This window comes from Phycisphaeraceae bacterium (assembly GCA_020639155.1).
Taxonomy (GTDB): domain Bacteria; phylum Planctomycetota; class Phycisphaerae; order Phycisphaerales; family UBA1924; genus JACKHF01.
The window spans coordinates 2106003-2128934 of the sequence record JACKHF010000001.1 but is presented as its reverse complement, the minus strand read 5'-3'; the positions used below and the strand labels follow the sequence as shown (position 1 = coordinate 2128934).

Genomic DNA, 22932 nt, shown 5'->3' with positions numbered 1-22932 from the left:
ACGATCACACAAGGAACGCGTCTATGAAGATATTCACAGCACTTGCCAGTGTGTTGTTGCTCGGTGCCAGCACATTCGGACAGGACGTTGTTATTCAGCAATGCGAAGCATTTACAAACTACGACTGGAACAATGATGGCTCGCCCGAGATTGTCATGCTCGCGCCGTTCATGCAGTCAGGCGTAACCAAAAAACATGTTCTGGTGCTTGTTGAAGATCGGCTCCTGCACGCAATGATGGGCATGGAATCGGTCAGACCATCGGTCGATCGACTGGTCAACGATCTTGCGCGAGAAGGATATCGAGCGAGTGCTATAGGTGTCACACTCGGGAAGAGTCAGCTTCATCAGGACGGCGCGTACATCCTCGCGCTCCGCGAGTTCCTACGGAGCATCGACAACGATGAGAATATCAATCTCGCGGGCGTGATCCTCGTCGGACATTTTCCCGATGCGATTATCGTGCGAACGTGCAACTGGCGCAAGAAAGGCGACATCACACTCCACAAAAAATCAGAAAACGAAGCAACATACAAGGACACACGATTTCTTCGCCGTGTCCCGGAGGATGTTGCACGCCGCGCCGACATCGTACTGTCGGATCTTGATGGCAACTGGGAAGACATTTACGTCCAGCCAAAGACAAAGCTCGAAACCGTTGTTGCGGTCTTTCCAGACGGCACCGTCCCCGCCAACGGCGGACTCTGCAAGGACATTGAGAGGGGTTCTGTCACATACGAGGACTTCTTCCATGTCTCCGATGGCAAGATTGAGTTCTCTGAGCAGTACGACGCGGAAGGCAATCCTGCTGGTACAGCAGTGCACCTGTTCGATACGACAGGCGACCACGAGGTTGCTCGCATTGATAGGCTGCTCCCCAATGTCATCGCACATCCTGACATCATGGTGTCGCGGATCGACACCTATGGGATCGCGCTGAGGCCGAAGCAGAGTATTGTCGGCATTGATGGAAACCACTTGCTCGACAGTCAGGGCAAACCCCAGGCAGTCAAGTTCGCGTCAAAGGACGACGTACCAAACTGGAACTCGAAGATCTGGGAGCGCGACGAGGTGCTCGAGCGCAAGCTTCTGATTGAGTACTTTGATCGCAACCACGCCTACCGCACGGGGCAGTCAACCATCGCGTGGAGGCCATCGTCGCTTGCGTGCGATCTTGGTTCGGGTTACAAGATCATGCAGCAGGCTGGCAGCGAGTGGGTTGATGCGGACAAACCGAACGCAGATGTTCACAAAGATCCAACGCTTGCCAACTTCATGGACTGGTCGGCATCACCCGCGGTGCTGCGCACGATCCGCGCACACAGCAACGAGTACGGCAGCGTCTTCAAGAAAACAAAGATAGCAAACATCGACGAGCGGCTCAATGGCACGCCGTGGTCATGGACGCAGAAGGGTGACACACTCGTACCATCACTCGAAGCGGCGTGCAAGGGTGGATTCCTCGACTGGTTCCTGCTCAGATCAATGTATGAGAACAACGCATTCGCACCCGAGCCTGCGTTTTACCATCACACCGGGTGCAACGGCATCTCGCCCACCAACGGTACGAAGAAACCCTACGACGATCCGTCATACAACCTGCGCCAGGGCGGAGAAGCACTCCTGTTCTTCGGCAACGGGCTTGCGCTTGTTGGTCGCGCAAAGGTGTTCTACGACGAACCACAGGGGTTTGCTGAAACACTTCGAGACGGCGGCACATTTGGTGCAGCATGGGCTGCATACTTTGATATCGAATCGCACGCTGCCACATGGGGCAAGGCGGGCGGTGACATCGGGCGCAAACGATCCTACTTCTGGAGTGTGCTGGGAGACTGGACGCTCAGACTGTCTACGGCCTCACCGAGCGCGCTGTCAGTTCGCTAGATCGTCCTGCACATCAGCTGCATCATCAAGTCTGCGCTGCGCCTTTGCACGCGCAAGCACTTGCTCGGACGCGATGTCGTAGCACGTTGCAAGTAGTCCAACCAGAGGAAACTTGCCTGTCTCAAACGGGCTCGGTCCAAGCCTGCGCAGGAGTGGATGCGTCGGGTCGGGCAGTTCCAGTGGAAAATCCATCAGCTCAAGATCCGGGTTCTCATCCCAGAACTCGGCAGCGCACTCGTTGATTGGTCTTGCCTGCTGATCGGACACGCCCGGCACACCGGGCTGATACACCGGGACAGTACCGGATGAGCCCGACATCGCGCGATGCTCGCGCATGCGATCGAGCAGATCGCTCGCGGGCATGCCACGCAGGCGGAACATCATGAGCTGGTCCTGCATCAGACGCTCCGCAATCAGGAACGCAACGCACATGGTGTGCCTGCACCAGTCGGTGCGCGGCTTGCCGCCCGGCATCTCGCAGGTGCACGATGGTCTGAGGTCGTCAGATGTCTGCGGATACAACGCCATTCCGGACGCAGCAAAGAGTTCGACTGCGTCTTCGGGGAGTTCGCCAGCGATAATGCGCGCAGCGTATCTCGTCTGCTCGCTCATGATCGCGATCACACGCTCCCACTGCTCTCGTGAAAACGTGTCAACCCTGATCGTGCTGGTGTAGCTGCGCTCCGCACGCCCCTGCACCATGCCGGTAATCTCGCCCGGCTCAACGATCAATCTTCGTGTTTGCCCGAGACGTGCATACTCAAGACCAAGCTCGCGTTTCTCGTCATCAACTTTCGGCTCGATAAGATCAAGGAACGATCGCGCAGCCCAGAACTCTGTGAATGTTGCGTCAGCAACCTGCAGTTTCAAGCCTGATCGCACGCGCCGCGGCTTTGCAAGCGGCGGTCTGCCCGCGGCATCGCGCGGCGGGAGATTTGTCGGCGCACGGGGAACCATCCTGCTTGGTAGCGGAAGTCCCGCGGGAACACCACGACGTGTGTTCTCGTCCGGTTTTCGTAATGGTTCGCGCGGGTCGATCGGACTCATGCTCCCACCTCAATCGCATCGTGGTTCAGCGTCAGCAGGTTCCGCAGTTGGTCTGTATCAAGCTCTGTCAGCCAGCGCTCACCCGAACCGATGATGCGCTCGGACAGCTCAGTCTTCATCTCGATCATCTCATCGATTCGTTCCTCGAGTGTGCCGCTGACAACAAACTTGTGGACATGCACCGTTTTCATCTGGCCAATGCGGTACGCACGGTCTGTCGCCTGATTCTCGACCGCGGGGTTCCACCAACGATCGTAATGGAACACGTGCGATGCAGCGGTCAGGTTCAGACCGACACCACCGGCTTTGAGACTTGCCACCAGCACCGGGTACTGCCCATCGGCAGCCTGGAACTTGCGCACAAGTTCGTCGCGCTGATGGCTCGGCACGCCGCCGTGCAGGAACAGCACATCGCGTTTGAACTTTGTCTCAATCATGCGCTGGAGTATCGATCCCATCTGCCTGAACTGTGAGAAGATGATCGCCTGCTCACCACGATCAAGCACCTCTTCGAGCATCTCCAGCAAACGCATCGATTTGCCGCTGCGCGCGGGCTCGGGTGATGTCACCGAACCTTCAGGACAATCATGCAGCACCTGCGTCGGATGGTTACAGATCTGCTTCAGACGAATGAGCGCTGCAAGCACAAGCCCGCGACGCTGGATGCCGTCGGATGTTTCGATCTGCTTGATCATGCGTGACACACATGACTCGTAGAGTTCCGCCTGCTCTGAAGTCAGCGCTGCATACTCGCGCGACTCGATCTTCTCGGGAAGGTCGGTAATAACCCCTGGATCGCTCTTCAGGCGGCGCAGGATAAACGGCTGGATGACATGGCGCAACTGCACCGATCGCGACTGATCGCGATAGCGCTCGATCGGAATCGCAAAGCGTTTGCGGAATCCCTGCGCACTCCCAAGATATCCCGGATTCAGGAAGTCCATGATGGACCAGAGCTCTGCGAGCCTGTTCTCGACAGGTGTACCTGTCAATGCAATCCGACGATCGGCTTCCAACGCGCGAACCGCCTGCGTCTGCTTGCTCGACGGATTCTTGATGAACTGCGCTTCATCAAGCACAACACGGCCCCAGTGCACAAGACCAAGTGTTTCACGATCACGATGTGACAGTGAGTACGTCGTGATGACTGCATCAGCGTTCTGCACCTGCCCAACAAAGTCCTGCATCTGCATTCGATCAGGTCCGTGATGCACAAGCACACGCAGAGTCGGGCAGAACCGCTGCGCTTCATGCACCCAGTTCCCAACAACACTGGTTGGCACGATGAGCAGTGTCGGTCGATGCTCCGGCGGCACGCCTCCATTACTCTCCGTTTCCTGGAATATCCGCTCACGCTCGAGTTGCATCAGTGCAAGCAACTGGATCGTCTTACCGAGACCCATGTCGTCAGCAAGACACGCACCAAGACCAAACTGTTCCAGAAATGCAAGCCAGCTCAAGCCGCGCAACTGGTATGGGCGGAGTGTGCCGTGAAAATCCTGCGGCTGCGCAATATCCGGCACCGGTCGCGAACCGACATCCTCACCGAGCAGCGCTTTAACCCATCCGGTCGCTTCGATACCCAGCACCGAAACATTCACGTCTTCGCTAGCCACTCCGTATCCAACACGAATGGCTTCGAGGACGCTCATTTTTCCAGCAGGTCGATCGCGCACAAACGCCATCGCAGCCTTGACATCCTCAGGTCTGATCTCGACCCATTGTCCGTTGATACGTACCAACGGTGACTTCTGGAGTGCAAGCTGCTCAAACTCAGCAATGGTGAGCGTTGCTCCGCCGATCTCAAGTTCCCAGCGATAGTCAACGAGTGAGCCAAGACCGACGCGTGGTCTTGCTGCGCCGGGCACACCAGCGCCTTCCATAATCGACTCAATCGGGTCGGTGTCAATGTGCAGCCGCGCACCAATACGAATTGTTGGAAGATCCCACCATGCGGGTGCCTCAACATGGAAACCCTGCTCTGTCAGCAGTGGTGCTGCTTCGCGCAGGAACTTGTATGCATCGCGCGTCACCAGTGAGACCGAGGCGGGTTCCGCTTCGCGAAGCACGCGCTCGATCGGTTTGAACATACGTGCGGCACGAGCAAGCTCGCCAAGAATTAGTTCGTGCGGCGAATCAAGCCTGCGTCCCTCGATCGTGATGCCATCAGCAGACAACATCCACACATCGGACGCATCGATCTGGATGCGTGGCGCATCGACCGCACGCAGATGGAATGTCAGATCCCACGTCATCGCGTCAGGTGGTGCTTCAAGATCACGCACAAGGTCAACATCCACCGGCTCTGCAACACGCATCACCATCTGCCATTGCGTGTTTGTCCCACGATCCTCAAGACCAGCAAGCCAACGGCGAACACCCTTCACCAGATTCGTTCGTCCCGCGCGATCGATCTTGATCTCGGTCTCGCTTCCAAGCAATCCACCAAGCAGAGCCACATGCGGATCCTCGCCAGCGTCGCGATCCTCCACTGTCTCGATGAGATTGTCAGAAACAAACCCGGTTCGGCAGTCGGCATCGATCAACGCTGCAAGAAACGACTCAACAATCGGCCACGGCTGATGCTCATGTGTGCTAACAAGTGCTCGGGCGCTGACCGGCATCGCCTCAATCAGCGTGCCCACATACCCACCGAATCGGCTGTCGCTGATCCACGGATGCCAGCGAGCCTCGGTCGCTCCCGCAAGATCCTGTGCAAGCATGGGAATGTATCGCTGGCTTACGACAACCGCATCTGCCAACTTCGCACATGCACCAAAGAAATGCAGCGAACCACCTGCATTCACATGCTCACGACCGCGAGGTGAAAGCAGCGCCTCAAGCACAGTCTGCACAACATGCTTTGCCACTCGCACGCATGGGATCTGATATGTCTCACACTCAACTGTTGCAGTTCCGGCGCGATTCGTTCGCGCAGAGGTTGCGTGCAATGCGGCAGAATCGGTCGCAGAGGGGCTGGGTATCGGCACGCCATCATACTCTGGCAGTACAAACTGATAGGCCTCGGTACTGCATGCAGTCCGAACTGATTCACGTTGCTCGTGATCAAGTGAAGCAAAGATATCTTTCAGCAGTGTGTCCGCATCTGAAGTAAACGGATGAACCCGATCTTCACTCAGTTCAGATGCAGGCTGATGCTTCAGCGTTTTCGCACGCTCACTGTCTTCTGCCCATAACAGCAGATAGTCACCGGTCCAGGCCGCATGGACGACTCGCATCGGTGGCACGCACCCTTCTTCTAGCGCCCGACCGCACGACACCACATGCTGTCGGGAATCGAACAACACACATGAACCAATGGGGGCGCAGGGACTCGAACCCTGGACAAACGGCTTAAAAGGCCGCTGCTCTACCAACTGAGCTACGCCCCCGGAGTGACATTGCAAATGCAACCGCCACGATGTCTGCCCCAACGAGGGCCGCGATTATAGCAGGCTTCCGACTCGATCTCATCCTGCCTCACTCATGTTTCTATAACGAAAAACGGGCACACCCGGTATGCCGGTGTACCCGAAGAAACTCTCAGATGTGTGGAAAATCACACGATCGCACGAATTCCGAATGGTGTGCCCAGTGTGCCAAACGCACCTGGGAAGAAATCATCCGAATGTCCGAAGAATGCAACCACACCCTCAGCACTCTTCACGGAAATGCTGTAGAACTGATCGGTAGTGCGACGCGCAAGACTGACAAACTCATGCACATCAAACTCTGACACACGACCTGCCGCAACAGTGCGACGATAGCTCTCGACCTCGCCATCAGTGTACTTCATCTCGATTTCCATCAGCGTATCAACCGCATTGGGGTTGTAGATACGCAGATACTCTGAGACGAGCGAAGTATCGATCGGCCTGAACCCTTCGGCAAACAGCCAGTAAGTTGCTGTGCGTGTCTCGAAAGAGCTGCTGAGAACATCAGAGAACGCATCTGTCGGTGACGACAGCGAAACTGGCACGTTCGCCTCAAACTCCACTGCGTACGAACGACCCGTCGGGAATCCAACAAGGGTTGACACGTCAACATCTGCCCGGCTCCGAGCAGCGATCTGAACATCGCGGCGATACGTTGAACCGTTATCAAACGCGAATGTCAACGCGACTGTTGCGATGCCGTTGTTGGCGTTCAGAATACTGATCGTTTCCTTTGCACTGTTCAAGCCGTACTGGCCTTCAGGAAGTGCGCCGGATGTTGTGCCAAGTGATGGCACCGCCAGAGAACCCGAGCCACCCTGCTCATCCTGATTAAAGCTGGTTACCGCAACAACGATGGGCGACGCCGCAGTCACAGTGACTGCATAGTTGCCGTTGGGGATGTCAGTTTCCGAATCAATATTCCAGCCGCCACGACGGTACGCCGGAACATTGAACGTCTTGACAATCGGCTGCCCGCCATTTGCACGGTAGAACGTCGTGGTGACCTTCAGCAATGTGTCCGTTGTGTTCTGGAACACGATGAAGTCCCGCGCTTCTCCACCCTTGCGGATGTTGGCAAAGCTCCACTGCGTGCTTGTTGTGCTGGTGAAGTTCTCACCGGTTGAGCCTGTAAAGTCATAATGGCTCATCGTTGCGCCAACGGGAAGCTCGGATCTGATCTCTAGCGCGTATGGCGTATCTTTCCGCACAAGGAGTGTGTCATTCGCGTAGAGTTCCGGCGTCGTAATTGTCAGACCACCACGCGAGTTTGCAGCGATTGTGGAATCATAGATCACCTCGTCCCGCGTGCCGGTTTCATACCGCGCGATCACGACCACTCTCGTTGCTTCACTATTGGGATTCACGATCGGCACGAATGTGCTCGCCCGACCATTTGCATATCCCTCAGGGTAGTAGAACTTGTGCGGGAGTGTCGGCAGTCCCGCCGGATCGAGCGCTGGGTTTGCTCGATCCTTCGCAAGAAGCCCCTCGCCCGTGCCAGCATTCAGTGTGTCGTACATCGTCAGCACACCAGCTTCTGATGAGTCGAACATCATGTAGTATCGAAGCGTTGTCGCATCACCAACATCCATGATGCCGATGTCATACGCGAGGGCGAGCAGACGATTTTCTGAGTTGCCGTTGGGATCAACCACGCCAACATCAAGCAAACGACCAGGATCACGTATTGTCGTGTTGTTCACACTTAGCGTTGTAGCAAGCGCACGGGGGTCGTCATCGACGGAACCGAATCCAACTGTCATGCCGTTCGGATAGAACGTCGACACATAACTCGCTGTAGCGAACGGTTTGTCATTTACAATATCGTTAGACGTGTTTGCAGAGTTCGGCACAAGGTTGCGCCCCTGCTCGGGATTGAACGCTTCCATCCACGCTACATCGGTCAGCACCGCGCCACTGTTGTTCACGAGTTTCACGTCAAAGACAGCCACCTGTCCATCTGCGGCAAACGAGATCGATCGGCTCACATCAATGCCCTGGAACACACCACGCGTAAGCAAACGCTTCACGCTGTCGCTGCTCTGATCGATAACATTCATTGGCAGATCTGCTGACGCACCGTTGTTTCCATCATTCCGGAATCCGGAGCCAGACGCAACCAGCCCAAAGTACGAGGTACTCTGGTTTGGGTTACTGCCAAACAGGAACTCTGTACCCTGGAACTCAAGACCAGCGCTGCCGGAGTTAAGTACGCCGTTATTGTCAACACCAATGGTGAGCAGATCACCAGCAAGCGTCACGCTGCCGTCGCTCACGCCGGGGGTTACATCGACACTGAGTGTGTAGTTGCCAGTCGTGGCTGCAATTGAGCCCGAACCACCAACAATCGGTGAGTACGAGATATTGCTTGCTTCCGATACAGCAACGTAGTACAGGCCGCCTTCGGCAAAGACAAAGTTCTGGATTGCTGAGTCATTCTCACCTGCTGGGTTGGACAGTTTAATGACCTGCCCCTGGCTGTTGAACAACTGGAGCGCCGAGTCAAGCGAACCAGACGCGTTGACAGAGATATTCAGCGTGCTACCGGCGTCTGCAACAAACGAGAAGATGTCTACATCACGCAATCCAAATCCGCCATCACCAATCAGTGCATCACGGGTAGCTGAACCAGCACCATTGATTTCTGTCAAAGAGCGAGAAGTGGAAATCGTGTCGTTCAACTCGAACGGACCAAAGATGTCACTCTTGAGGTGGAGTTCCAGAGACCAGTCAACCAGCGTTCCCGTATTCAGTCCCGAGAGATCCTCAACGATCAAAGACCATGTGCCAAGAGCCGATTCACCATCGAACTCGGACAGCGCATCAAGCGGCTGGTATGAGCCTGTTCCGTATGGTGCTGGTGAGTTTGAGATCTTGGCAAGCGCTTCATCATCAAACAAGGCTGGTTGCGGATTTGAAGGTGTGCCCTGGAACGCGTTGGAGCCACCATTCGCACTCATCAGTCGTACGACGGTACCCTGTGGTGATCGCAGACTGACACGAAGGTCACTTGTGAACGGGTGGTTGATGTTCACGGCAACATTCGCATCAAGCACAAGACGGTCGTCCGTAATAGAGACGGAGTTGACGAGCACACCCGAACCCTGATCCGGAATTGCGATCGGCGAAGGTATGACTGCTGGCTCATTGATTGTGTCATCATTGATCAGATCAGCACGAATCGTCAGCTTGTATGGCCCCGTCTCCTGACTGGTACCTGAGCCGAGCACTTGCGGACTGTAATCATCATTCGGGAAACCCGAAACACCAATATAGTATGTACCACCCGTCGTAACGAAGTAATCGAGATAGCTATCCTCGCCATGGAACTGGTCATTGCTGGCAAGCTCGATGCCGTTTGCGTCAAACAGACGCAGATACGAGTCGAGCGATGACGGATTGGTCAAGCCCTTCGCATCGATGTCTGCTGTGATAAGACCACCCCGTGGCATGTTGATGCGGTACAGGTCTACATCAAGCGGCCCTGCAGGGCCGTCACCCAACACAATGTTCTGGAAGACCGCTTCGCTATTCGCATTAAATGACACCGGTGTCGCGGTGTTCAAACGATCGTTCGGCTCAAAGTTTGCGCCAACACCAACCGAACTGAAGTCGTATGACGATTGCTCACCCGACGCTCCGTTGCCGTTAAGATAGTTGCCCTCAAGATCGCGGAATCCGTTGGGCTGCAACGTGAGTCGATACTTGTTCACAAGCAGCAGTGATGACGGAGTAATCGTTGCTGTCAGCCCATCTGCCGAAAGCGTCACACTCGATGCGGGCACAACGATATCGTCTGATGTTCCAACGATCCCATCAACGCCGCCGGAGCGGATCTCCACACCCGATGTTGAGACAAACGCAGGATTGATTGGCTCACTGAATGTCACGGACAATGTGCTGACCGGCGAAACCGCAACCGGCCCCGGATCAAAGCTGCGCACAACCGGACCATTCAGGCCAACAATCTGCAACGCACGGAGTGCATTCACTCTGCCGCCGGAAACAACTTTGCCCTGCAGACTCGGAACGGGATCAGCACTGTTCAGAAGCGCTTCACGAATCTCAACGGGTGAAGCATTGGGCTTGTACGCCTTGATCAGGCCGACAACACCAGCTACAACCGGTCCCGCAGCAGACGTGCCACCAAAGTACTCATACCCACCGCCATTCTGCGTGGTGTACGTATCAACGCCGGGCGCGCCAATATCGACCGATTCCCTGCCATAGTTACTGAATGCTGCAAGCCCATCGTTATTGTCTGTAGCTGCAACACTGATCAATCCGGGAATGTTGTATGTTGCTGGGAACGCGGTGAACTGGGGATCATCGTTGTCGTGCGAATCATTGCCAGCGGAAGCAACGAATGTACCGCCCGCGTCGATAAATCGCTCAATCGCGTCACGCTCTGCATCAAACCCTGTTGGTGCATTGGCATAGAACGACTGGTCATATCCACCATAGCTGTTGTTTGATGCGACAATGTTATGGCCTTCCTCGATCATCAGCGTGGCATAATCATGCGATGCGATAATCGCAGCTGTCGAAAGGCTGCCGAATCTGTCGGCGATCTTCAGCGGCAGAATACCAACAGTCCAGTTCACACCGGTGACGCCAATGCCGTTGTTGCCTGTAGCGCCAATCAATCCAGCAACCGCGGTGCCATGCCCATAAGAGTCATCCGGGTTGTTGTCGCCTTCGCCAAAGTCCCACCCGATGACATCGTCAATAAATCCGTTGGCATCGTCATCAAGACCGTTGCCCGGGATCTCATTTGGGTTGTGCCAGAGGTTGTCAACAAGATCCGGATGTTCAAGATCGACACCTGTATCAATCACAGCGATGATCACATTTGGCGACCCCTTTGTCAGATCCCATGCGTCAATCGCACTGATGTCCGCTCCTGCGGTTCCAGGCCCTGAAAAGAAGATTGATTGACCTGTATTAGAGAGCTGCCACTGCTCACTCAGGAACGGATCGTTTGGAATCGCATCTGTCTTGTAGAGAATGTCCGGCTCAAATCCCTTCACATCCCGATGCGCGTCACGGGCATACATGACATGCTCGTAGTCAAGCGCTTGTGACAACTGGACACGTGCATACCGACCCCGACCGATTGACTCCACCTCTTCCGGCACAACGTCAATAATCGAGAGCGTTTCCTGCACCAGTCTCAGATTTTCCGCTTCGGACATGGCACGTTCGAATGTCAGAATCCATGACCCTGTCCGGGCCTCAATCTCGCCGCCAGCCCAATCAATCATGCCAAAATCAGTACTCGTCGAGAGCAGCACACGCTGCTCAAGCGATTCGAACATGGTCGACTCGCTGCTCATAGATGCACGTCCTGCGATGTTGGCCAGTCTGCTTGCGGGCTTGTTCTGCTGAGACATATTGCTGCTCCCCGGCGTGTTCGATACTGGTATCGATGTGAAAACGATTCTCGTCATTGTGGTGCGATCAGCCTCTGTCCGGCCAAGCGGGGGGCCGAAACCAACCCGAAATCCCCAAGAAATCCATCAAGGGGTTCACAATACAGCAAGAGCGATCGCTTCACTTGCTGCACCTGTTCCAGCAGCACACAACTGCTGCCTTTTCGGGTTATCAATGATACACGCAAACCATCATTCGCGTTCATCAAAACTGGCGGAATCGCCAATATCCGCCCATGCAGGCTCTGTGCGGGCCAGATCCAGCAACCGATCAGCATGCAGCCGACTTGCCCCCTGATGAGCAGCAACACAGGCACGAACCGCCTGTCCACAACGATCCCGCTCTGCTGCATCCTTGCACAAACGCTGCAGCGCAACCGACAGCTGCTCCGGTTCACACCGCACTAATCCACCTGTTTCTTCAAGCAGACGCACAGCCTCACGAAAGTTCCCTGTGTAGGAACCAACGACAACAGGCTTCCCCAAGCCCGCTGGTTCAAGGGGATCCGACCCTCCCTGTCCAGCAAAGAAACTCCGCCCCAACACAACGATGTCAGCGAGCCGGTACGCATCACTCAGTTCACCAACTGAATCGAGAAGAAATCGATAGTTATTGGACGTGCTTGATGTTGCTGCGTGAGCTGAGTTCTTGGTTCTTTGAACTGAAACTCGCCTGCAACCTGGCATTGCATGCGCCGCTTCATCAAACCGTTCGGGCTTTCGCGGAGCACATAGGAGCTGCACGCCATCCGGGCAGGCTTTGTGCAGCAGAGCCTCCTCACCTGATGATGTACTCCCCGCCACGATTAATAGCCTCTCAGGGTCTATCCCCAGATCTGTCTGGATGCAAAGCGCCCGATTGGTCGGCTGTGCGTCATCGGACGCGTCCACCGCATCCCACTTCATTGACCCAGTCACAGCAACCAGAGACGGATCAATGCCCATTGAACGGAACCGCTGGGCATATGTCTCGTCCTGAGCACAGACAAAGTCGAGCCGTTTGAACGTGCTTCCGATCAGGAGCTTTCCAAACCTGTACCCACGAATCGATGAGTCGCTCAGCCTTCCGTTAATCACACCGACAGGAATGCCGCGACGCTTGCACCTGATGATAAAGTTAGGCCACACTTCAAGCTCAACGAGCGCAACCACATCGGGCCTGACGCGATTGAGGAAACGATCGACAGCCCACGAAAAATCGAGCGGGTACCGCATCACCGTGCATCGAAACTTCGGGTTGTTCTCGAACAATGAACGCGCCTGCTTCATCCCGGTGTCTGTCGTTGTTGTCACAACAACATCCGCATCCCTTGCAAGCAGAGGAATAAGTTTGCGAAGTGCGTTCACCTCCCCCACGCTGACCGCATGGAGCATGATGCGAGGTAGTGTTGGATTTGAAAGCGCCGTTCCTTTGCCAAACCGTTCATCCCAGCCTGCCCGCGCTTTGCGCGACCAGATGGGGTACGTCACACCACCGAGAACAAAGTAAGCAAGATCAAGCGTATTCAATACAGGTGCATCCGCATGAATGGAGAGCGATCTGATGGAACGTGGTCAGGAAAAGTGAATGAGCGGACAGGGACTCGAACCCCGGACCCTTTGCGTGTAAAGCAAATGCTCTAGCCAACTGAGCTACCCGCCCGAATACATGCCAAGACAGAGATCCTCAGCAGTCCAACTTTACGCCAGGACCCTGCGGATTGCCTGCAAGTCTTTGATGTTTTTAGGAAAACAAACCGAGAATCAGGACCCTGCTTTGAGTGCCTTTTCGATCTCGGTCTCCAGCATCTCTTCGAGTGCTGGAGCAAACCCCACGTGATACCACGCGATCTTCCCGTCACGTCCGATGATGACCATGGTGGGGATGCCTGTGACCATGTAATCTCGTGCGGCATTATCCGCGCTCAGCAGCGTTGGGTACGTGATCTTGTTCTGCTTCAGGAACGCACCGGGGTCGCCCGACTCCCACGTGTTCATGCCGAAGATGTGGACTTCCTGATCGCTGGAAAACCGATCATCACTGAACTTCTCATGCACCCGCTGGATCCCCGGCATTGCAGCAACGCACGGGCCGCACCACGTCGCCCAAAAGTCGAGCACGACCACATCGCCCTTCATGTCCTCAAGGCGTACTACATCACCCGAGACGGTGCGAAGTTCAAACCCAGGCGCTTCCTTTCCTGCCATCGTTGGCATCTCAGGTGCTGTATACACATCCTGCGCCGGCTCACGCTTGTCGAGCGTGTATCCATCGGGAACATCAACCTGAAACGCCGAATCGCTGACTCCAGCGAGCACTGTGTCATCCGAGACAAGTTCGTTGATGTACACACTCTCAAACCCGTCACTTGTCGTGCCACCAACGTCATAGAAGAGCGTGTCTACACGTCGTGGCAGATGTGTGTCCTGATCAATAAAGTACCAGATCTCGAACTCTTCGACAAAGGAGAGTGAACTGACATCGATCTTCACAACATCGCACAACTCTCCGTGCACGTTCTTTACACCTTCAAAGCGTGGAGAGAGGTCCATATCCTGCCCAAAGATCGGCTCATGCACAAGATCATTCCAGCGCACGATCCATCCCACAGTTGCACGTGCCCCGCCAGCTTCAACATCAAGGATTGTTCTTGCTGGGACTGAAACAACGGTTGGTTCCTCTAACTCGTAGTATGCAAACGTCGCACCATCACACGCGGCATGGTGCCCGAGCAGCCCGGTGTTCTCGTTATACAGCACATCACCCTGCGCATTGAAACGCCACCCGAGGGGTGAATCCTCCTCGTCCTGTCGCTGCACAACAACCTGGACCTTCGCAATGTCTGCGTGGACACCCGCCATCGCACCCACATACTGCACATCTGCGATGTACTTCACGTGTGAGAGCTTCTGCATGGCGTTGTCAGCTTCGCGCAGCAGTTCAATCGCGCGCTGATTTCGTTCTGTCTCATCAAGTTCCGGATCAAGCGCAGACACGATCGGCGTAAGACACAAAGTCATAGCGGCAGTCACACACAGTACAGAGCGGATACCAAATCTGGTGTGGACGCGATTCAGGTGAGTACTCATGATGGATCCTCGCACGACGTGCATGTCTACGTATGTTCGTTCCCGGTTCGATGCAAAGCAGCCCAACCGGTTCCTTGCGACATTCTAAACAATATCCGAACACGATCTATTTCGCACCAGTTGGCTTTCCCAAATGGGCCGATATACGGCACAAAAAATCGCGAATAGCTATTCACAGAGTGTGAATTTGCTTCCAATTGCTGCTTTGCTGCGGGATGATGTGGAATGTACAGGGGTACCAGCGAGTGGCCCAACATGAGTTGACGTCCAGAAAAAGGAATACCGATGATCCGTTCACATCGTTCCGTTTATACCAGTTCGCGCTCCAATGGCTTTGTCATGCTGAGCTGCGGACTTGCCGCAAGCGCTGCTCTGGGGCAGTCGACTGTCCCAGCCGTCTTTGTAGCAAACAACGGCAATCTTGTTGGCGCTGTGACTTCGCTTGGCTTTGACTCGAACCGGTATCCTGTCATTCTCGACTCGTTGCTCATCCAGGAGCGTCCTTCCGGCTCGCCGTCGGTCCCCGGAACAAACGCATATGAGATCTCACTTTCAACTGACGGCAAATACCTCGCGGTCACACATGCAACTGCTGCTACAGTGACCGAGCAACTGACCATCATCCGGGTGAATCCGGACGCAACCATGGAGATCGCGGGCATCTTCCAGGTTCCAGACTCGCCGCTTGATGTTGTCTGGCTTGGTGATCGCAGGCTTGCGGTGATCCAGTCCGACCTGAGCCTGCCGAACGATGTCGGGATCTACGACCTTGATGATTCTGGCCCAACACTCACGCTCACGGAACGCGACCGCGAGGTCACTGGCGGATTCTGCACGTACCTCTTCGCACATCCAACGCTGGATGTTCTGTACACGCAGGACTCCAACGAACCAAGAAAAGTAGAGCCATGGTCAATCGCCTCCAACGGCACACTCACCAGCCTTGGAGCATCGTTTACATCTCCGGCCTACTCACTCGAAATTGTTGTATCTCCGAACGGTCGCTGGGCATACTCCACCGGCGGAATATCGAACGGTGGCCACAGCATCAACGGGTTCAGTGTGGATTCGTCCGGCGCCCTGACTCCCGCGGCGAGCACACCAACACAATCTCCCGGCAACTCGCCAGCAGACATTGCGATCTCACCTGATTCACAGTTTGTTATCTGTGGTCACGGATCTGACGCAACCGCGCGGACATTCGCGATCGGCACGAACGGTGAACTCACATACACCGGGACAACGTTCGATGTCGGCACCCAAGGTACCCTTGGCGACATCCAGACCATGATGGTCGACGGATTCCCCACTGTGCTGATCTCGGACAACTCGACGCTTGACAGCAACTGGGGTATCTATGCATTCACGCTCGGCTCGCAGGGGGAACTGATTTCCAACGGACCAATCCTGCCGCTGGGATACCAGCAAGCCAATGCGATGGCAACATGGGAGGTCGATTCCACCTGTTACGCGGATTGTGACCACTCAGGAACGCTGAACATCTTTGATTACATCTGCTTCGGCAACGCGTACAGCGCAAACGATCCGTACGCCGACTGCGATGGCAACCAGTTGTTCAACGTGTTCGATTACATTTGCTTCGGCAACGAGTACAGCGCAGGCTGCCCGTAACCACTGGCATCTGCATCAGTTGAACCAAAATCCGAATCGGAACATCTCCCCTTCGAACGGGCGCGCCATCTCGCGCCACAACTCGGGCTCGGCAATGTTTCCTTTCTCAAGGTACGGTGCAGCCGCAGAACCTTGCAGCCAATACCACGGGTTCAATCGATCGTGCTCAAGCAGTGCCCGCTTGAAGTTGAACCCCCGCTCTGGTGCGTTCCGCCAGAAGGGAAGCAGCAGTTCTCCTTCGAGCACCTTCTCGATCTGACTCATCAGAGCATCCCACTGCTCCGGCATCTCGCCGGTCACCTGAATGGTGGTCAAGGCTGCATCCTGATCCGGATTCGGTATCCACTCGTTGGCGTTGTCTGTCTCGGCCAGATAGTGGTTCCACATGGCTCGCGAATGCTGTGTCGCACTGATGAGATGCTGACGACAAGACTCCAAACGCCTCGGTTCTGACACCGCCCAGTCGATCTGTGTCAGCAACACAATCAGGTCCATGATGTCGAATGGTGCGTCCCTGTCAGAAACGACACCGGGAAAGAACACGGCGTTGCCAACAAGAAACTCGTACTTCGTGTCGACCTTTGCGAAGAACACGTGCCCTGTTCGTTCAAACCAATCGGCAAAGTCATGGGCAAGAACAAAGTCACCTGCAGCCATCAGGATGTGGCAGTACCCTCGAAGCCAATCGACATCGCCACGATCGAATGTGACGTATCGTGGTGACGACCAGTCATACTCAACATACTGGTTCGTCTCAGGATCCCATCTGCCTTGTGGGCCGTACTCATCAACAAACCAGCCGACCGATTCGTGCTCACGCGCAACACCGTCTCCATTGATATCAAATCGTATTGCAAGGACATCAACCGTCAGCGCAATCGCATCGCCGGGCCTCTCATCCACCAAGCCGAGCATTGTTTCAGCACCAGCGAGTTCTATAACTCTGCCAGCAATCGATGCTCGTACAAGTGCTGGTGACACTTCGATCGGGTCAAGATTCTGGAAAACAGACAGCGGGCTTCGCGACACAAACGAGTTTGCATCGATGACCGGCGACCCAAAGCCGGACCTGTACATGTCCTGAAGTCCTCGTTCAACAGACATCAGAAACTCACAAGCTCCAAGTGCGAACCGCACCTCTGCTGTGTCGTGTGCGTCGGCATACGACAGAAGCTCGGTCTGGACATCTGTCAGCGTCGCGTTTTCTGAGGATTGCAGGGCAAAGATCTCGCTCACCGGAGACAGTGCAGGCGTCTGTGCGATCGTCGCGTTACCAGCACACGCGAATACCACAACATATAAAGCTGAAAAGCAATGATTATTGAGTCGGGTTTTCATCCCGCATCATAGGTGATTGCTACGCTGCAGTGCGCGCTCAGGAATCGTCCGGCTCAACTGCTAGAAGAGGTTGCTGTGTCGAGGCTTGCAGGTCTTTGTCGAGCTCCACGATACTGGTCAGCATTCCCTGATCGCCCACAACTGTTGCTGAGACCGACACACTGCCCACAACCTTTTCAGGAAGTGTGAACTCCCGCACAGTTACTTCGCCCGGCATGAGATTGGCAATGTACACACGGTGGCGCGACTGACCCGGTATTGATGCTGTCAGCACGACACTGACAGGGTCGTTTGAGATGTTTGTTGTCTCAACTGCCACAGCATCGCCTCGAAGTGTTTTTACATGCGACGCGGCAAGGTCTATCGAACTCAACCCGACCCGGAACGGCAGGACATGTCTGAGTGTGCGTTCGCCAGCATCGGACTGCACCTCGATCGCAATATCGAACTCCTGCTGTCCGGTTGCAACACCAATACGCCTGCGAACTGCCATCAGCACTGATCCCAATTCACCGGGTTCAAGCGCAAAGGCATGAACGCGCGGCTCAATTTCCCATGATCGATCGCGCGACCCATCCTCACGAAAACCTCCGGGCGAGATCACACGAATCCGGCCTGCGACCGGCCTGTCCCACGTGTTTGCAAAGGTAATCCTGACAGGCTGCTCTGCTGATCTTGCGTCGAGTTCGGGTGGTTCAACAGCAAAGGTCGAACGAAATGTTGCGAGATCGACATCAACCCCCTCGACATACACGGGATCGTGTCCAACAAGCAACTGAATCAACCCACGCTCCGGGCGCTCGAAAGCAACCGTGTTTCCGTTCATGTCGATCACACGGACATCGCCCAGACCAACTGGAACTTCGAGCAGTCTCTCGGCACCATCCTCCGACCAGATGCACGCGAGTCCACTATCAAACGATTCACCTTCACGCTCCTCGAAGAGCAGGCATGTCGTGTTGTGTGCAAGATGCAGCTCGGAACGCCCCATGCGGCCAGATAGCTGCAGTGAGATTTCGCGCCACACGCTCGCTTCCGCGTTTGGCAGCGCGGTTGTCCCCGATTCGTTCCGCCACGACACGGGATCGATGACAGCAAAGCGCGTGGTATCAGGGTTGAGCACGTTCGCTGTGCTTCCATGGCGGATCAGACCGTGAAAGAGCATAATGGTGGTTCGCGCAAGATCACTTGCTGCGGCATGCTGACCAAACAGATCCTGATCGAACGTGGTCAGTGTGTACGTGATCTGGTTCGGGAGTTCACCACGAACTGCGGCATTTCGATACGATGCGATCAACTGCTTCAGCGCCTCAGTGCCAAGTCCTGGTGGAACAGGCATCACACCTTCTCTCAAAGTACCCGCATCTGAGATCGCTTCAAGCGAGTTCGCAGGATCGAAGGGCCCACTCGCCAGCATCAAGCGATCGGGTGGGGCAATCGCAGCGAAAGCGTGCGCTGTTGTTGCAAGGGCTGTTGCGCGCAGTGCAACGGGGACTGGCCATCCCTCTCTAACCCGGCCAAACTGCCAGCGCTCCACAACGTCGCCAAAGCGATCAAGCACCGGAACAAGCACAGAATCAATCAAATCTCGCTCCCCGACTTCTGCTGCTAGCGCAGTCTGTGAGGGCATGATGCCCCACGCGCGAGTCCATGACTCAGGAAACGCATCAACACCAAGAATCACCTCATGTCCTGCTGCTTGCAAGGCGAAGACTGCAGGCTCGAACAGATCGAGTTGTTTCAGAATCGCGCGTCCGAGCACCTGTTCATCAACAATGGGTATCTTCACGCGCCGGCTTGCCAGTTGTCTTGCAATGGCGGGGAGAGTCGAAACTCCTGAGATCGGCATCGTGTCGAACCAGATCCCAAACTGCGACCCCGGTCTTGTGCCACCCTCACCCCACCACGTTCGAACGCTGGTGCTTGTTGTCAACTGCAGTTGCTGTTCGCTGTAGTCATTCTCGTGCTTTGCAAGCCACACAAACGTCACACTGTCCACAGCATCCACGCCAGAACCGTTATCAACATAGAGTGTGGCTTCGTACCAACCATACCGTGGAAGCTCCACAAGCAGATTCTCATCAAGCCGTCCACCAAATGGTTGGAACCGGTGCTTGTCTATTAGGACCCCACGATCATCAACAACATCGACCCTCGCACGCATGAGTTCGCCTGTCAGGTCACGCACCCGCACGTCAAGTTCGGGTTTTTCTTCACCTACGTAAATGTTTGATGGATGGCTAGTCAGCAGTTCCACCTTTGGAAGTTGCAGCACACGAACATCATCAAACCACGCCGTCGCGTCATAGTCCACACGAAACACGATGCCACTGGTGTCATTGGAGTTCTGGCGCTGCTGCTCCTGCAGAAGTTCGAGATCAATCTGAAGTGATCTCGCGTCAGGATACGACGCATCAAGCTGCACAACAATCTTGGTCCACTTCCCTTCAGACCATACCTGCTTCGTACGCTTCTCCACAATCGTCCGCATCTTCTCATCAAGGAATCGCGCGGTAATGGATGCGCGTGCAGCGTGTGCTCCCTGGGTCTTCACGTACGCTTCGATCGCATATGCGGTGCGCGAAAAGACGGGTATCTCACCCTCGAACAGACGCATGCTTGCGCTTCCACCCTTGGAAGGAACCATCATGGATCCTTCGCCGGAATGAGAAACCGTGTAATCGAGTCTGCCTTCGTTGTACGGAGGAAACCCGGGACGATCCCGTACACCCTCGTATGACTGCGCACGGTACCACTGCGGTGGCACCTCGATCGATCCGAGTTGCAACCCCTCAAAGTCGAACACGCGCACAACACGACCCGATACGCTTGGTCTGGTGATCTCAGACGGCGCAGCGGCTGAGAGATCCTGATCCGGCGTGACAAGTTCGACCTGCGCGCGAGCGAGAGGGCATAGGCACAGATACACAACCACGATCACCCATGATCGCAGTGTGTGCAGCAATCTAAGAAGACTTGACCTGTGTGGAATCACGCCTGAGCATCGACCAGATCATCGAATCGGTCCGAATCTGGTCCCCACTCGCGTAACAATCGCGCGAGCCGCCATTGCTCCGTCCATTATCTGGACCAATGCAGCAACCAGTTCTCGTGATTTCTATCATCGATCCCCGCCACGGAGTTCACAATGTCAGACCATGTCTTTATCTCCCATCGACCTTACACACCGAGTTTAAGCCCTGAGCAGGCAGCCGGCGCGTTCTACGAGACTATGGCCATGCGCCGTACCGTCCGTGAGTATGCAGACAAGCCAGTGTCCAGGGAAACGATTGAGATGTGCGTTCGCGCCGCAGGCACCGCGCCTTCCGGCGCACACAAGCAGCCATGGCGCTTCGTTGCTGTTGCAGATCCTGTCGTGAAATCAAAGATTCGTGCTGCTGCTGAAGAGGAAGAACGAGAGTTCTACGCGCGCAGAGCCAACGAGGAGTGGCTGCACGATCTTGCACCGTTTGGCACCGACCCAAACAAGCCATTTCTCGAGACAGCTCCATGGGTTGTCGTGGTATTCAAGATGATGAAAACCGATACCGGTGGTCAGGTGTATTACGTAAATGAATCTGTTGGGATCGCCGTTGGTTTGTTTCTTGCAGCGGCGCATCACGCGGGACTCGCAACACTCACGCACACTCCCAGCCCAATGGGGTTCCTCTCAGAGGTGCTGGGGCGGCCCGATCATGAGCGTCCGTACGTTGTAATTCCTGTCGGATATCCAGCGGAGAATTGCGTGGTGCCCAAACTTGAACGCAAACCGCTAGACGAGATCTTCATAGCGATCTAAAACGCAAGCGGCCGTATTGTCCTCACAACCCCTACACACCACACACGCTCTGTTGATAACGCGCACGTTGACCTTGCAGCAACGCTGGTTTGTGATACAACTGCACAGGAACCATTGCATATCGACATTCTCACCCCAGTGTGCGGGATGTCGAAACTGACTCGTGCAGAACCACAGAACCGGAGAGAGAGTTATGCGCATTTCATCTGCGTCAGCATTGTTCGTCTGTGCAGGATTCTGCACATTTGCAAACGCTCATACCGCAAGCACATCATCTGCAAGCACGGCACAGGGCGAAACGATGAAAATCACCGGTGTGATGCGCGACTTCAAGACCGAGCACCCGGACTTTGAGTCGTATCCACATATTGATTTCACGGAATGGAATCTGCAGAACGGCGTGTACCTGAGCCTCGTCGCACCAACACTTGACGCAGACGGCAAGCCCTATTTCAACGAGCAACTGCTCGAAACACGCACCTGGTACGATATTCCGCTGACATCAGCCGACACACTCAAACAGTGGTATCGCGACGTGCCCGGCGTGAACGTGTCGTGGCCACACACGATCGAGCTGACAAAGCAAACAAACTCCGACAAGTACATTTTTGCGATGGAACGCCCTGATTACTGGTGGCCCGCTGATAACAAGGGGTTCGGAAACTCCACCGGCAATCTGCGGTGGGCGCTCGAAGGTGAGCATAACTTCCACTTCACATATGAGCTTGACACTGTATTCACCTATACAGATCCGAACGAGCGTGATCATGATCTCGTGTTCGAGTTCACAGGCGATGACGATGTGTGGGTGTATATCAACGGGAAACTCGTTGTTGATTTGGGTGGTGTGCACTCGCAGGCGTTCGGCGGTGTGAATCTTGATGAGAAGGCTGCCGAACTCGGGCTCGTTGCTGGCGAGACGTATCCACTCAAGATGTTCTTTGCAGAGCGCCACACCTCAGAGTGCAACTTCCGCATAGAGACAACACTGCTGCTTCGCAATGCGGAGTTGCCTTCGGTTACGATGCCGTACGACGAGGAATAACCCAACTCAGACACACCGGATTCCGGTTTCGGCACGCCCCGATCAGCAATGACGGGGTGTGCTTCTATTGTGAAGATACGGTTTGGAGCCGTTGCCCTTTGAAACAAACTCATGTTTTTCTCGGACACCTCGTGCAGCACATTCCTAGGCGGAACAAGCACACGGCGAACCGCCTGATATTGGCCGGTTTTCCCTCAATAAGGTGGTGTTTCTGTCGATACAAAGACCATGCGTCTTACTGAGATACTGC

General features: G+C 55.2%; 11 protein-coding genes and 2 tRNA genes. 4 read left to right on the top strand and 9 right to left on the bottom strand.

All coding sequences use genetic code 11. The features are described 5' to 3' along the window. The first annotated feature begins 23 nt into the window (after positions 1–23). Entirely contained in the window at positions 24–1883 is a 1860-nt protein-coding gene (locus H6815_08945) for a hypothetical protein (protein MCB9860568.1), read from the top strand. On the opposite strand, the gene H6815_08940 is transcribed toward H6815_08945, so the two are convergent. The 7 genes from H6815_08940 to H6815_08910 all read right to left on the bottom strand — a co-directional run bounded on the left by H6815_08940 (position 1872) and on the right by H6815_08910 (position 14868). After that, positions 1872–2930 (bottom strand): hypothetical protein, encoded by a 1059-nt coding sequence (locus H6815_08940; GenBank protein ID MCB9860567.1) that lies wholly within the window; start codon positions 2928–2930, stop codon positions 1872–1874. The two genes, H6815_08945 and H6815_08940, sit on opposite strands and share 12 nt — an antisense overlap. Further along, positions 2927–6178 (bottom strand): DEAD/DEAH box helicase, encoded by a 3252-nt coding sequence (locus tag H6815_08935; GenBank protein MCB9860566.1) that lies wholly within the window; start codon positions 6176–6178, stop codon positions 2927–2929. The genes H6815_08940 and H6815_08935 overlap by 4 nt, the downstream gene beginning before the upstream one ends. A gap of 71 nt (positions 6179–6249) precedes the next feature. Next, positions 6250–6322 (bottom strand) — tRNA-Lys (locus tag H6815_08930). Between the two features lie 167 nt (positions 6323–6489). Then, positions 6490–11760 carry a S8 family serine peptidase gene (locus tag H6815_08925; GenBank protein MCB9860565.1) on the bottom strand — a complete coding sequence of 1757 codons (5271 nt, stop codon included), beginning with the start codon at positions 11758–11760 and terminating at the stop codon, positions 6490–6492. Positions 11761–11991: 231 nt separating this feature from the next. Continuing rightward, positions 11992–13308, bottom strand: coding sequence for a glycosyltransferase (locus H6815_08920; GenBank protein MCB9860564.1), 1317 nt, complete (start codon positions 13306–13308; stop codon positions 11992–11994). A 59-nt stretch (positions 13309–13367) separates the two neighbouring features. Beyond that, a tRNA-Val gene (locus tag H6815_08915) sits at positions 13368–13441 on the bottom strand. Between the two features lie 101 nt (positions 13442–13542). Further along, positions 13543–14868, bottom strand: a complete 1326-nt coding sequence (locus tag H6815_08910) for a TlpA family protein disulfide reductase (protein ID MCB9860563.1) — start codon at positions 14866–14868, stop codon at positions 13543–13545. Between the two features lie 285 nt (positions 14869–15153). On the opposite strand from H6815_08910, the gene H6815_08905 reads away from it, so the two are divergent. Beyond that, positions 15154–16500 carry a beta-propeller fold lactonase family protein gene (locus tag H6815_08905; protein ID MCB9860562.1) on the top strand — a complete coding sequence of 449 codons (1347 nt, stop codon included), beginning with the start codon at positions 15154–15156 and terminating at the stop codon, positions 16498–16500. A 15-nt stretch (positions 16501–16515) separates the two neighbouring features. Here the strand turns inward: H6815_08905 and H6815_08900 are convergent, their stop codons facing one another. Beyond that, positions 16516–17838, bottom strand: coding sequence for a hypothetical protein (locus tag H6815_08900; GenBank protein ID MCB9860561.1), 1323 nt, complete (start codon positions 17836–17838; stop codon positions 16516–16518). Positions 17839–17875: 37 nt separating this feature from the next. Next, complete coding sequence (locus H6815_08895) at positions 17876–20833, bottom strand: hypothetical protein (protein MCB9860560.1); 2958 nt, start codon at positions 20831–20833, stop codon at positions 17876–17878. A gap of 153 nt (positions 20834–20986) precedes the next feature. On the opposite strand from H6815_08895, the gene H6815_08890 reads away from it, so the two are divergent. After that, the gene (locus H6815_08890) at positions 20987–21637 is read left to right on the top strand and encodes a nitroreductase family protein (protein MCB9860559.1); all 651 of its coding nucleotides are present in this window, start codon (positions 20987–20989) and stop codon (positions 21635–21637) included. A 193-nt stretch (positions 21638–21830) separates the two neighbouring features. Further along, positions 21831–22682, top strand: a complete 852-nt coding sequence (locus tag H6815_08885; GenBank protein ID MCB9860558.1) for a fibro-slime domain-containing protein — start codon at positions 21831–21833, stop codon at positions 22680–22682. Positions 22683–22932 lie beyond the last annotated feature (250 nt).